The sequence below is a fragment of the Lacrimispora sp. 210928-DFI.3.58 genome (assembly GCF_020554865.1).
GTDB lineage: Bacteria > Bacillota > Clostridia > Lachnospirales > Lachnospiraceae > Enterocloster.
This window is the reverse complement of sequence record NZ_JAJCIC010000005.1, coordinates 40,236-53,013: the sequence shown is the minus strand read 5'-3', so window position 1 is coordinate 53,013 and position 12,778 is coordinate 40,236. Positions and strand designations below refer to the sequence as shown.

At 46.2% G+C, this 12,778-nt stretch carries 13 protein-coding genes; all 13 read right to left on the bottom strand.

Annotated features, from left to right (window positions below; all coding sequences use genetic code 11):
• Window positions 1-2 precede the first annotated feature (2 nt).
• Entirely contained in the window at window positions 3-2,879 is a 2,877-nt protein-coding gene (gene mobP3, locus LIZ87_RS04850; protein WP_227145590.1) for a MobP3 family relaxase, read from the bottom strand.
• 346 nt (window positions 2,880-3,225) lie between these two features.
• Complete coding sequence (locus LIZ87_RS04845; RefSeq protein WP_002593797.1) at window positions 3,226-3,639, bottom strand: hypothetical protein; 414 nt, start codon at window positions 3,637-3,639, stop codon at window positions 3,226-3,228.
• Between the two features lie 406 nt (window positions 3,640-4,045).
• A complete protein-coding gene (locus LIZ87_RS04840) occupies window positions 4,046-4,309 on the bottom strand; it encodes a DUF6103 family protein (protein ID WP_055650613.1) in 264 nt (87 codons plus the stop codon).
• A gap of 69 nt (window positions 4,310-4,378) precedes the next feature.
• Window positions 4,379-4,657, bottom strand: coding sequence for a chemotaxis protein (locus LIZ87_RS04835; protein ID WP_227145588.1), 279 nt, complete (start codon window positions 4,655-4,657; stop codon window positions 4,379-4,381).
• Window positions 4,658-4,770: 113 nt separating this feature from the next.
• A complete protein-coding gene (locus LIZ87_RS04830) occupies window positions 4,771-5,724 on the bottom strand; it encodes a C40 family peptidase (RefSeq protein ID WP_330664540.1) in 954 nt (317 codons plus the stop codon).
• 125 nt (window positions 5,725-5,849) lie between these two features.
• Complete coding sequence (locus LIZ87_RS04825) at window positions 5,850-6,314, bottom strand: gamma-glutamylcyclotransferase family protein (RefSeq protein ID WP_442912181.1); 465 nt, start codon at window positions 6,312-6,314, stop codon at window positions 5,850-5,852.
• Window positions 6,315-6,385: 71 nt separating this feature from the next.
• A complete protein-coding gene (locus LIZ87_RS04820) occupies window positions 6,386-7,429 on the bottom strand; it encodes an amidoligase family protein (RefSeq protein WP_227145582.1) in 1,044 nt (347 codons plus the stop codon).
• Between the two features lie 15 nt (window positions 7,430-7,444).
• Window positions 7,445-9,274, bottom strand: coding sequence for a TraG/VirB4 family ATPase (locus tag LIZ87_RS04815; protein ID WP_178711361.1), 1,830 nt, complete (start codon window positions 9,272-9,274; stop codon window positions 7,445-7,447).
• A gap of 17 nt (window positions 9,275-9,291) precedes the next feature.
• A complete protein-coding gene (locus LIZ87_RS04810; protein ID WP_002593804.1) occupies window positions 9,292-9,891 on the bottom strand; it encodes a hypothetical protein in 600 nt (199 codons plus the stop codon).
• On the bottom strand, window positions 9,888-10,148 hold the full coding sequence (locus tag LIZ87_RS22845; RefSeq protein ID WP_038292378.1) for a hypothetical protein: 261 nt from the start codon (window positions 10,146-10,148) through the stop codon (window positions 9,888-9,890). The genes LIZ87_RS04810 and LIZ87_RS22845 overlap by 4 nt, the downstream gene beginning before the upstream one ends.
• Window positions 10,149-10,216: 68 nt before the next feature.
• Window positions 10,217-10,567, bottom strand: a complete 351-nt coding sequence (locus LIZ87_RS04800) for a 4-oxalocrotonate tautomerase (protein ID WP_227145580.1) — start codon at window positions 10,565-10,567, stop codon at window positions 10,217-10,219.
• Between the two features lie 110 nt (window positions 10,568-10,677).
• Entirely contained in the window at window positions 10,678-12,399 is a 1,722-nt protein-coding gene (locus LIZ87_RS04795) for a DNA cytosine methyltransferase (protein WP_227145578.1), read from the bottom strand.
• The gene (locus tag LIZ87_RS04790) at window positions 12,396-12,770 is read right to left on the bottom strand and encodes a DUF7768 domain-containing protein (protein WP_195597384.1); all 375 of its coding nucleotides are present in this window, start codon (window positions 12,768-12,770) and stop codon (window positions 12,396-12,398) included. The genes LIZ87_RS04795 and LIZ87_RS04790 overlap by 4 nt, the downstream gene beginning before the upstream one ends.
• Between the last annotated feature and the right edge of the window lie 8 nt (window positions 12,771-12,778).

Here is a 12,778-nt window from a genome sequence, read left to right as displayed (position 1 = left end):
CGTCAATAAATACCTTGTGCCGGCTCCTGATCATCCCTATGATGTCCTTGAGCCTGCTTTTTCTCTGACAGTTTCCTGCGTCGTTTCCGGTCAATCTGATACCGCTTCATTTCCATTGGTCTCTGTACTTCTTCGCAAAACAGCTTTTCCAGATGATGAAGCAGCCTGGTTGCTGCCAGAAACAAGGACGGATCCTGATATGCATCCAGATGTTCCAGTAAAAAACTGGCATACAGATTTCCTTGTTCTGCCGATGCTGTCAGATATTCCACTGCCTTTTCCCGATCACGGGAAACATCTCTGCCACAGAGATATAACTTTCCCAACACATACTGAGCATACTGGTTTCCTTTTTCCGCACATAATCCCAGGTAATGTACTGCTGTTTCCACATTTTTCGTTACATGTTCTCCTGAAAGATATAACTTCCCTAACTGATAAAAGGCCCATTCATTTTTCTGCTCCGCTGCCTGTTGAAGCCATTTCATTGCCACTTCCACTTGAGGAGAAAACGCTTCCCCCTTGAGATATAGCATTCCAAGCCGATACTGCGCATATGGATTTCCTTTTTCCGCTGACAGGCTGAGCCACTTCACAGCCGCTTCCACATCCTTCGGTATTTCCTCCCCCAAAAGCAACAAACATCCCATCCGATATGCAGCATATTCATTTCCAAGTTCTGCTGCAGAGCGGAACCATTTCATGGCCTGATCCATATCTTTATTAAAATACACACCATCCTGGTATAATTTCCCCAACACATACTGGGCAGCTGAGTGCTCTGCATTTGCTGCTTTTGTAAGCCATTCCACTGCCTGGCCGCTGTCTCCACTTCCCGTTTCCAGCCAGAGTGTTCCAAGTGCATACTGAGCATTGATATTCCCCAGCTTTGCAGACTTTTCCCAATACCTGGCCGCCCCCTCATCATCTTTGCTGGTTCCCATTCCAGTATGAAGCATCTGACCAATCCGGTACTGGAGTTTATCATCATGACTTTTTTCTTCCAGAACCACAAAACCGGAATACGCATTCTGAAATCTCCACTCTGCCTGCTGTAAATCCGGCTCTGTACCAAAACCATCCCTATACATCTTCGCCAGTTCCAGGCTGGCATAAGGATTCCCCTGCTCTGCTGAACTCATATACAGAGAAAACGCCCGTATATTATTTTGCTCCACCCCCCGGCCCCGCCGGTAAAGCCCAGCCAGAGAATACTGGGCATACTTATGATCCATTGCAGCCGCCTGAGAAAACCAGTGTGCCGCTTTTTCATAATTTTGTTCTGATCCCAAACCAGAAGCATACATTTTCCCAATACGATATTGCAGATAGGGTTTCTTCTTTTTCTTTACGGATTCTTCTCTTACAAGAAATGCTTCCAATGCCTTCTCATACCATTTCTGTGCCAGCCCCACATCCGCATCCCGTCCCAAGCCATCCGCAAACATCCGGCCAAGGTCGTGCATGGCAAACCCATTCCCCAGCTCTGCCTCCTGAAGGAACTTCTGATATGCCTTTTCAAAATCCTGTAATGTAGAATCGCTGCCATACAAGTAATTCCTAGCCTGTATATATCCATCTGTCCACCAGTTGGAACTGGATTTTCCTTTTCTGCCATTAGGAAAAAGCTCTTGCTTAAGTTCCTCCTCCGCATAGTCCGAATCTAGTTCCCCTGTCAGCTCTGCTGTGGGATCTGGTTCTTGTATAAAAAAATCGTCCTTTGGCTCTGAGTATCCATCTTCATTCTCTTCAAACAAAAAATGATGACTGCCAAGCCTTAATGCTTCTGCAATCACCATATTTTTGATACTTTTTAATTTAGGCTGTTTTGATAAAGGCGGTAATTCTTCCGTCTGTTTTCGGTAGGTCTTCACAATCTCATCCTGCCATAGCCCCCATTCCCGGTACAGGGCAGACACCCGGTCATCTTTCTCCAACTCGTCTACGATGTGATCGACCAGATCCTTCACATCTCTCTTCAGGTAGCCATAAACCTTTTTCCCACCTGTATTCTGCAGCCGTTTAGAAAGCTGCATCATACTGGTTTCAATTTCCGAACTCTTAAGCGTCCCCGCCCGTATTTCATCTATCCATGTCTTCATTACAACTTCCGACCGTTCCTTTAAATTCATACGAGACTGCGCCTGTTCCTCATAAATATTTGCAAAATCCTGACGGAAAATATCATGCGCCAGCTCAGAACGCATGGCCTCAATCGACTGCTTTGTCAGATACCCTTCTCCATCTTTTACTGAGTACACCAATAGATGAACATGGGGATGATGGCTTTCATTATGAAATGCAGCGTACCATTTCAGATTGGCGCTGTCAATTTTCATATGCTTACACAGCATTGCCCGTTTGGAACGCAGCAATGCCATCCACTGAACAGCACTGTCGTACCCTAACCGGGCTGCATCCTCGCGCCGAAGGGAAATCACATGTGTCCACACAATTCCCTTGTGATCTGCCACCTGATTCTGCACCTGTCCAAGAACCACCGGTTCTCCCTCATCTGTAAACAGACCATGCTCACCAATCTTTTCTACACGGGGACGATGCGCCAGATAATCCACATAATTTTTTCGTGTCGCTGCTATATCAAGATTTTGTTCCAATGCACAGGAAATAAATTCCGAGGCATTTTCGATTGTTGGTTTTCTTTGATAATCTTCATACTCCAGCATTTCTTTTGTCGCCGGAAAATCCTGCAGGAGCTGATGCACCAACTTCTTTTGACTCACCGTTGCTGGGAGGTACTTTTTACTCGTATCAATTTTCTCTACCCCTTTCCGCGTTCCAATGTAATGGACATAATTTTCTTTCTGAGATGGTTTTGCATCTTTTAAATATCGGGAAGTAAAAATAAGTTTTGGCATGTTACTCCTTTTAAAAAAACAAAAAGGAACCTATGGCATATCACACCATGATTCCTCCTGCTTTTATCATATCATCTTCCGTTACAGTTTTTACCATTTGGAGCATATCAGGCACTTTGCTTAATCCAGTCAGAAAAAAAGTCTATCTGCTCTTTCGTGTGAAACCAATACTCCACGTTTCCCATAACCATAGGTGCCGCTTCGATTCTATCCACAAACTTGGATATGTTTCATAAGATGTCTGAGTCCCCTTTTCTCCATACAAAATGTGAGTTGGAATGATCCATGTATAAGTCGAAGGAATTACAAATCAATTCTCCTTCCATCTTTTCTTTCCCAACAACATCTACACATCCCGCTTTTGATAATGATACGCATCTTCAAACTTCACAGTTCCATTGATCCGCCTCACTTCATCAACACATTTTACGTGCAGCCTGTTTAAAGATTCTTCATCCACATCATGGGTGTAGGCAATTACCTGTGAGAGCTTGGACAATTCCACTGCTATCTTAAAGTCCATCCTGGCCAGACGGTTCTCACTATCCTGAACGGTTCCCGTAAGCACAGACGCCAGTGACTGCAAAAAATAATTTTCTGCTTTTCCTGCAAGAAGATATCCCATATAGAATTTAAGCGCTTCTGCTACAAATTCGTTTCTGGAACGCACATTGGCAGTCTCCAACAACCCGTCTGCCTGTTCTAATATTGCTTTCTCGATATAAATCCCAACACGGACTTTCGCATTTTCGCTCCCCATCGTTCCCTCCTTACCAGGTATTCACAAAATCTCTCTCATTTCCTCCAAAATCCTGCCACTTTCAAAAATCCAGCACCATTCTTTCGACCGCCTTTCCCAAAAGTATTCAAACCAAATTTCCCGAACGGCTTTGCCGGTCGGTGTTTTCCAGGGGTGGGCTGCCAAAAGCAGCATACCCCCTTTAACCTGCACACGTTTCGACCCTGCCAACCACTCAGGAATCCCGTATCCCCCCGTGTTCTTGCTGTTTCCATAACCTTCTCTCACATTTGCCCAACACCGCTTAAAATCCTCGTATGGGTACCACGATGCCACCTAGCTGTCCAAAGCCCGACACAGGGGCACACAGGGGGCTACACGGGGATGTCATGGATGACTGGGGATTCCGTTTTCTTTTTTCTGGTTATCATACGATTTCTGATTCTTCCAGCTGGGACTCCTCCCGTCTCGCAGTCCGATCAGCTCTACGGGTACGTTCTCTGGCGGATATTTCTCTTGCCACCTTGTCATCAATATATTCACGGGTAGCCTGCGGGACATATTTTTCATACAGTTTCTGTACTGTATCATTTAATTCCCCCTGAAGATCGGTGTCCCTTTTTTCCATGTGGAACTTTAACGCATCCAATTTTTCTGTGTTAAAACTGACATTGATCGTAGTATTTCTCATTTCAAATCTCCTTTTTCTTTCAGAAAGCAAATCAGGCGGCTGCTCACACAGCCGCCCGATCTCGTTTCATCAGGTTCTTAAATAATGGATTAGTTCAATGGCATCTGCAAGACCTGCCTTATAATACCTCAGACGCTCCTGTTCCGGTATATCCATTTTAGCCATAAGCTGGTCATCCAACCATTGCCGGTCATCCTCTGAAAGGCTATTGAGAATTCGATCCATGCGGAGGACATGTTCCTTGGTCTCTATGCAATAAGCGGGAACCTTGTCCTCTTCACTTTTTCTCTTCAGCTCCAGAACTCGTTCTTCGATTACCTGATTTAACTGATCCATAATCTCATCCATCGGTTACTTCCCTCCTTTCAGCCACACACAATACCGAACTTTTTTCTAAAAGTCGATATCACATATCCATAAACTGTCCCGGCAAATCTGCACAAATTTCATTTTTAGCTGCCTCATTCCGGAATAGTTGCCAGCCTTCCAAAAGCATACAGATGGCTGTTCCAGTAAGGAGAAGTAAGGTCCGCATAGCCAATAGGCGAACCACAATGCAGCATCCTAGAGCCTCCAACATAAATCCCCACATGGCTGACCGCCCCCGCAGATGCATAAGTTCCCGTAAAAAACACCAAATCTCCGGGTCTAGCTTCCTCTCTTGACACAATCGCACACTGGTCATAAATCCCCTGAGCTGTTGTTCGGGAAAGGTGATACACCCCGGATCTCGTGTAGACCCAACAGATATATCCACTGCAGTCGAAACTGGTATCTGGAGAACTACCGCCCCATACATAGGGATAACCAATATAACGGGTTGCCTCTGCCATCAGCGCGGAAAAACTCCCATCTCCCATAGCCTGTCCGGGAGGAAGACCATTTCCACCTGGTACACTCACACCGTATTTTGCCAGCATATAGATGCGCTGTACATTCGTTTTATCTTCCAGAGAAACCTCCTGGTTTAATTCTGCAACAAGATTTCCGTAGACCATATTTAGGCTTTGGATTGGAATTGCAACTGTATAGTTTTCTCCCTCTTCATCCTCCCTCTCCTCATACTCTACAAAACAATCTGCGAATGCCCGGTAGTCCCCCTCATCCATCCGAGGGTGCTCCTTACCAAAAAACAGGGCATAAAAAATCGCTTTTACCTGGTAGGGATCTACTTCTTCGGCTTCTGCCATACCATTGATTTCATTTAACACCCCATCCAGTTTTTCAAAACTGTCCTGCATATTTTCGATGTACATCCGATACTCTGCTGGCACCTTTGAGGACAAATACCCTCCATGAAAGGACAGCTGGACAGCAGAAATGTTATGGTCTACAGTCCCAGAAAGTGTGCACATAATCATGGTGGCAATTAAAATAACAGGGGTTACTAATGCTGCAATAACAGAAAAAACCACAGTCCGCCCATTCCGGCCAGAGAGGGTAAGCGCTACCAGTTTTGCTGTCACAGCGGCAGCTGAGACGGCCATAAAATCACTCCTTCCACACTTTTTATCGAGATATTCATCTGACGCATCAGGATTTATTTCATTCCATCATAGCCCCCCATATGAAACAGGCTCTGCTGATAGAAGCCTCCCTCTCTTTCCTGTTTCTGTACAAGCTGATAAGCATGTTCGATTGCGTCCTCCAGAAACTGGGTTTCAAACCCTGCCGTTTCGTACCCTTGCCAGATTACATTGGCATAATGGTCAGAGGGAATTCCAAATGAATGCCCTGGTGTCATCACATAAACCATGGCCGGAACAATTTTTCCATCCAGTTCAATCTCCAGCATCTGCTTATCATAGAAATTCGGATACCCTTCATAAAGATCCAGCGATGCCTCGTCTTTCTTCTGAATCTCCCAGACCAGTACCGGCACAGTACTCCCTGCTTTAGGTTCTACGGTTGCCACAGCCCCCCTGCGGCCTCCCCGAAATAACAGTTCGTAATCCTTTAATTCACTCTTTCCTACTACCTTCGCAGTCGGACAACGAAATGCCATCTGCTCCAGATTCAGATTGCTCCCATAGGCAATATAAAGTCTTTGTTTTCCCTTCAATTTGCTTCCTCCTGTCACATTCGCATACAAAAAGCCGGGGATTCCTGTGCTTCCCCAGCTGATTCTAATTCCTCAATTGGATGAATGGTTTCCTGTCTCTGGATCCGTTCTGCCAATTCCTTCTCCCGCTTCTGTCGCATTCTTTCCTTTTGTGCTTCCGCCTGAGCCGGATCCTTCCAGGCAATACAGCCCGGCAGATTTGCCAGCAGATGCTGACGAGCTGTGGCGAATTCTTCCCCATTTAATCCTAGCCGTAAAAGCCAAGTGCGGAATGTATACTTCTCATTGCTGGTCTGAGTTTTTCTTCTGCTGGCGCAGGACTGATTCAGCGCTTGGGCGCCAATCGCCAGACAAAACTGGATATAGGCCTTAATCTTGCCTGCATGAAGCGTCCCATTGAACAGACGAAATTCCACAGTTCCTTTCTGAAAAACAGAATGAAGGTTCAGACAATGATAGCGGCTATCATCATAATGCGCATCCCTCCGGCTCTCTCCGTTGTACCAGATCCGCTCTACAGCTTCCATACTTTTAGGTTTTCTCCGGTTTAACTCATCCAAAAATCGTGTATCCACCGGCTGACACCAACGATGCTGCCTTTCCACAGACACTCCAAGCGCTTTATAGATCAAGTCTTCCTTGGATGCCATGATATTGGTGATATTACGGAGAGTTCTGGCATCAAACGGCTCTGCATTAATATGCACATGGATTCCGCAGCTCTTGTTTGTCAGGGCACCATGCTCTTTCAGTTTCCGAATAATTTCCTGAATGGTAACAATGTCTTCATAGCGACAGATTGGACTCACCATCTCTGTCCGGTATTCCACATCAGCATTTACCCTGCTTCCATTTACCTTCCGTTCTGCGTGAATACTGCTATCGCTCATAAATTTCCACTGCCGCCCCTCCGTGTCAATGGCTGCATAGGTATCGTAATAGGTTCCCAGATATTTGACTCTAGTTCCAAAATACTCTGCCGTTACTTCAGCCGCTTTCGCACGGGTAATGCCGGTCATCTCAATCTCAATGCCAAATTTCTGCTCCTTTAACTCCATTCATAGTCTCCCCTTTTAGCGTCCTCCTGCCTTTCCGAACAGTCTGGCTTTGTGTTCCGGGGCATTTACCATTAAGTTATATCGCTCATTTCCACATTTATACAGGCAAACTCCCCGTTGTGGATACCGGATCAGGTTATACTCACTATCCTCCAGCTGCAGGGTATCCGTATAAAACTTGGCATCAATGCTCCCCGCATTGAACAGAAACTGATGCGTCGGGATGGAAAACAGCGGCTTGGTATACTCCCTCACGCCATCCAGATTAAAATCCTCTAGGTTCTGGCTGGCTATGATAACTGCAGAATCTTTTTTTCGCACACGCTTCATAAAATTTCTAACATACTCTACTGCAGTCAGGTTGGAAAGGAACAGATAAAACTCATCCAGACTGGCTGCCGTATTGCCTTGTGTCAAAAGAACATCGCTCATAAACGAAAGCACATTAAAAAGCAATGCATTTTTAAGGCTCCTGCTGGCCTGTAACAGTCCTTTTACCCCAAAGGTAATGAAGCCATCATCGGTGATATTGGTATGTCCATTAAAGAACTTGCTCTCAGCTCCCACACACATAGAATTCAGCCCAAGAAGAATACTCTGAAGCATTTCTGCTGTATAAAGCTGTCTTCTGTTTTCGTCAAATCCCTGATATTCTTCCTCAATGAACGCATAAAGATCGGAGAGAACTGGGTAATCCTCCGCAGCCAGGCATTCAAAATCACTTTCGTCTGTAATCCCCCATCTGGTATATAACTTCTGCAGCATGATCTCAATCACATCGATTTCCCTGTCGGAAAAATCCTTGTAGCTTCGGAAAAAATCCTTTAAGAAACTGATATGCTGGGATAATCTGGACCGGATGCGAAAGGTCTGAGGTGCATCCAGATCCTCTGGGCTTCCCGCTTCGTCCCAGGTTTTCGGTTCCAGAGGGTTGATAATGAACTCCCCGCTCATTAAGTCGATAAAACACCCTCCCAGATTATTGGTCAGATCTTCATACTCCATTTCCGGATCCAGAGCGCAGATATGCATTCCGGACTCCCTTAAATTCGTCAGCAGCAATTTAAGCAGATAGCTTTTTCCCTGTCCGCTGTTTCCCAGAATCAGGATATTGGCATTCGTCTTATCATCTGCTCTCCGGTTAAAATCCACCAGTACATTACTCCCAAATTTATCTTTCCCAATATAGAACCCGTGAGGATCCGTCTTTCCTGAATAGTTAAAGGGATACAGATTCGCCACACTGCTGGCCGGAAGCACTCTCTCAAACTGATCCTTAAACAGGTTATAACCGCTTGGCATTACACACCGGAACCCCTGTTGTTGACGGAGGATCAGTCGGTCTACATTCAATTTTGACCGGATCAGTTCCGTTAGTACTTCTGTCTGAAGAAGCTTCAAATGCTCCAGATCATGGGCACACAACTCCAGATATACTGCCGTATGGAGGAGGGGTTCTCGGTTGCGGTGCATCTGGGCTACGATGGTAGTTACATCCTGTAAATTACTTTCAGCCAGAACAGTCTGCTGTAAATCACTGGTATTGCTCCGATCCATCCGGTTTTTGTTGGCTGCATTACTGATGATCTTCCGCTCCTCAACGGGTGTCACATGACGGGTATAAATCCGCAAGGTTACACCATCTTTCTCCCCTAAATGTGAGAGAATTGCCTGCTCTTCCGTAGCAGTCGGGTACTCCCGCAGTGCCCAGACACAACGATAGGTGTTACCGCAAATAAAATGATCTGTTTCAAATTTAATGACAGACGGGGCGATCATATCCAGAAATTCCTGGATACGCACATTATCTTCCCTGTCATCAACTGCTGTCCTTCCTTTTTTCAAGTCATCTCCTCCTCACTCTAAATCTCTGGTATGATCCACCGCTCCCCGTCAAAGTCTTCAAACTTCTCTGTGGTCACGTTCTGCTCATAGTAAACAGCCAGGATACGTTTGATATCCTCTTTATCTGCCCGTTTAACAGAAAAACTCTGTTCCTTCAGGGATTTTTCAATCCTGGAAAGGTACGGAAAAATATCCGATTCCTTTTCATCTTTTAACCGTAGCATAATCAGAAATTCACGGGCTGTCGCCATCTGCACCTGAATCCGGTCCAGATGGGTCTGATCCTGTTCCAAAAGACGGCGTATGACTGGATTCTCTTCCTGCTCCATCTGACTTTTCAGAAACCGCTTGTTGTCTTCAAAGCTTTCCCTGCTGTTTAGACACAGCATCTCAATCTCTGCCACTCCTTTTAGCACAGTCATAAGAGCATAGATTCTTGCCCCGACACTAGATTCGGACAAAACAGAAATATTCGTTGGTTTTACAATAAAATACACCAGCTCCCCCTGTCCGTAGGTCACCAGACTGTAGTCTGTTATCTCCTTTGCACCAATGAACTGCCGTGTGGAGAGGCGCTTCTCTGCCTCTTTTTTCGCTTTTCTTTTCTCCCTGCTCATTCATACCTCCACTCAAAAAATTGCTGACGCATAAAAAAATACGCACAGGCATACCGGATAAAATCCAGAATGCTGGTATCTTCAAAGCGGATCGTCAGAAATCCATATACCCCTGTCAGAACACAAGGGAACATAAATCCCGCCTGCGTAGCTGCTAAAATGGAGACCAATCCGCAAATACCAAGAATCCCAATGTCCCGAAGCTGCCATAACCAAAGTGTTGCTTTTGATTTCAAATGGTCCGGATAAATATACAACCGATCACCTCCAAATAATAACCGCCGGCATGATGAAGCTCTGCCGGCGGTATGTTCGATCCTTCCTCTTATTCAGTTTCCTCAAGTTCTGCCTTTCCCTCTGTCTCCTGCATCTCTCCAGATACTACATGTTCTTCCTGCGAAAGTACATCTTCAATCAGTCCGATCACAAATTCTTTCTGGCTCTGTCCTGTCTTTTTGAGGTATTTTTTTAACCTCTGAAATAACTCCTCTGATACCTGAAATGCCAGTGTCCTGGTTCCGTTTGCCATCTCTCTTTCTCCCTTCTCAAAGTGGTCTTTTAGAATCCGTTCCATATACTCGTTCAGCTTGATTCCCCATTCTTCCTGTTCTTCCCGCACTTTCTTATGCAGGGATTCTGGAATCATGGCGCATAAATTTTTCTTACGCTCTTCCATTTGACTCTCCTTTCCTCGTTTTTACAAGCCAAGTATATCCATAAAGAGATGAGATAGCTATGACGATACCCAACAAAGATTGCCTGAAAACGGAAGCAGAACTACCAATCTTATGGTTCTTTCTCCTCCTTCATCTTCCGCAAAAAATAAGCGATACCACGGAGAACAAAATCCACACACGGTATCGCTACGCTATTTCCAAGAGCTTTGTAACGGGCACTGTCCGAGGCACCAGGGATATCTGTCCAGTGATCCGGAAAACCCTGCAACCGTTCACACTCCAAAGGCGTCAGCCTCCGGATCAGTTTCCGGTTCTCAACAATACATTTATTTTCGCTGACATATTGATTATTAATCCCCTTATGATCTGTATATCCAATGGTTCCTACCGTATTCTGATACGGCTCACACACCAGATCCGTAGCATCCTTATGCTGTCTGGCGCTCTGAGTCGCTGTTACCCGATTTTGCAGAAATTCATCACTTCTCTGGCGGCTGAACACTGCATGACGGTCTGCGCTCGTAAGAGTATAGGAAATATCCGGCTGGCATCCCAGACCATTTCCTCCATTTTGTACTTCCCGATCAATGATATTTCCGGCAATACAATAACTCTCCGGCATATCTGAGACCAGTGGGACATTGTTTCCTCCTGTTCCATACCGGGCTGACATGGTAGGAGCCACCTCATGCGGACCTGTATATCTGGCATCAATCCCGTGATTCTCAAACAGAATCTGCTGATTGTTCCCGCCGGTTTCTGCCTCCTCTGTAAGAGCTGGATCCGGAGTTTCTTCTGTCCCAGCACTACCCTGCTGGATGCCCATCACCAGAGGCGGATGACCACTCATCCCTGCCCGCAAGGTTGCTGTTACATCGACCGAAACATCCATACGCTCTCCTCCTTGGTCATTGAGGCACAGACACTCTTCTTTTTCTGCACTTTCAAACTTCCTCATCCCCTCTGCCACAAAGGTCTGCATCTGCATATTGGTCGTTGCCATCAAAGCTCCGGATATTCCGTTGAGGTTGATCGTTTCTTCCCTCTGATTAATATGAAACGCAAAAATATCCACCTGTTTTTCCTCTGCTACTCTACTCCCGCCTGAATCCGCAGAGCTGTTTCCAGCTGTGGTGGTAACTCCTTTCCCCTGACCTTGGCCCTCCGCAGGATCCCCAAGCAGGCGTTCCTGCTCAAATAATATCTTTGGTGCGGTGAGTCCTCCAAAATCTGCGACAAGGAAGATTCTACGGCGGCGCTGGGCGACTCCCCAGTATTGAGCATCCAAGACTCTCCAAGCCAGGCTGAATTGATCTCCCAAAATGGCAGCCCCAGCAGATTCCCAGCGCCCGGTGTCAGGTCGAGGCACATGACAGGTACTGTCCTTGATATGGACAATCTCCTCGATGACCGCCCGGAAATCTTCTCCATTTGCGGAGCTGAATGCTCCAGGGACATTTTCCCAAACGAGGTATCGAGGTCGAATAAAGTCATCTGATACCCCTCGTCTTTCATCCTCTGCTCTCATCTCCTTTACTATGCGTACCTGGTCCATAAACAGACCGGAGCGCTCCCCTGCCAATCCTTTCCGTAATCCGGCTACTGACAAATCCTGACAGGGGCTGCCTCCGCAGATTACATCCACAGGCGGCAATTTTGCTCCATCCAGTTTTGTAATGTCCCCTACATGGATCATATCTGGAAACCGAAGTTTGGTTACCCTCATGGGAAACGGTTCTATCTCACTGGCCCATACCGGCACACCTCCACAGTGAACTGCCGCCAAAGGGAATCCTCCAATCCCGTCAAACAGGCTCCCCAGTGTCATCATCCGCCCATCTCCATTCCCTTTTGTATCGGTACTTCACATAGTTCCCATCCAATCTCCTGTTCGCTGACCCGTCTAAGCGGAATCTGAAGCTGCCTTGCTGCACGGATTTCCTGCTCCATTCCTGAAGACAGTTCACTTCCACACACCCAGACTTCCTCACACACCTTCAAAATCCGAAGCCCCATATCTGTTCCCAGCTTCCTCTCTTCTGGGACTCCATCATCCAGCATCTGCGGATATAGCAGATGGGAGGCAATTGGCGTAACCCCCTGGTTCATGGCATAACGACAGGCTGCCTTTGCAAATGCTACATTCCGCTCAACATCTCCAGAATACGGAGATGCAATATACACCAGTTTGTTGCGTTCCATCCTTCACC

Excerpts from the sequence above, each read along its gene's own strand:
- mobP3 (WP_227145590.1), bottom strand. The coding sequence starts at position 2,879 with ATGCCAAAACTTATTTTTACTTCCCGATATTTAAAAGATGCAAAACCA.
- LIZ87_RS04845 (WP_002593797.1), bottom strand. The coding sequence starts at position 3,639 with ATGGGGAGCGAAAATGCGAAAGTCCGTGTTGGGATTTATATCGAGAAA.
- LIZ87_RS04840 (WP_055650613.1), bottom strand. The coding sequence starts at position 4,309 with ATGAGAAATACTACGATCAATGTCAGTTTTAACACAGAAAAATTGGAT.
- LIZ87_RS04835 (WP_227145588.1), bottom strand. The coding sequence starts at position 4,657 with ATGGATGAGATTATGGATCAGTTAAATCAGGTAATCGAAGAACGAGTT.
- LIZ87_RS04825 (WP_442912181.1), bottom strand. The coding sequence starts at position 6,314 with ATGGCATTTCGTTGTCCGACTGCGAAGGTAGTAGGAAAGAGTGAATTA.
- LIZ87_RS04820 (WP_227145582.1), bottom strand. The coding sequence starts at position 7,429 with ATGGAGTTAAAGGAGCAGAAATTTGGCATTGAGATTGAGATGACCGGC.
- LIZ87_RS04810 (WP_002593804.1), bottom strand. The coding sequence starts at position 9,891 with ATGAGCAGGGAGAAAAGAAAAGCGAAAAAAGAGGCAGAGAAGCGCCTC.
- LIZ87_RS04800 (WP_227145580.1), bottom strand. The coding sequence starts at position 10,567 with ATGGAAGAGCGTAAGAAAAATTTATGCGCCATGATTCCAGAATCCCTG.
- LIZ87_RS04795 (WP_227145578.1), bottom strand. The coding sequence starts at position 12,399 with ATGATGACACTGGGGAGCCTGTTTGACGGGATTGGAGGATTCCCTTTG.
- LIZ87_RS04790 (WP_195597384.1), bottom strand. The coding sequence starts at position 12,770 with ATGGAACGCAACAAACTGGTGTATATTGCATCTCCGTATTCTGGAGAT.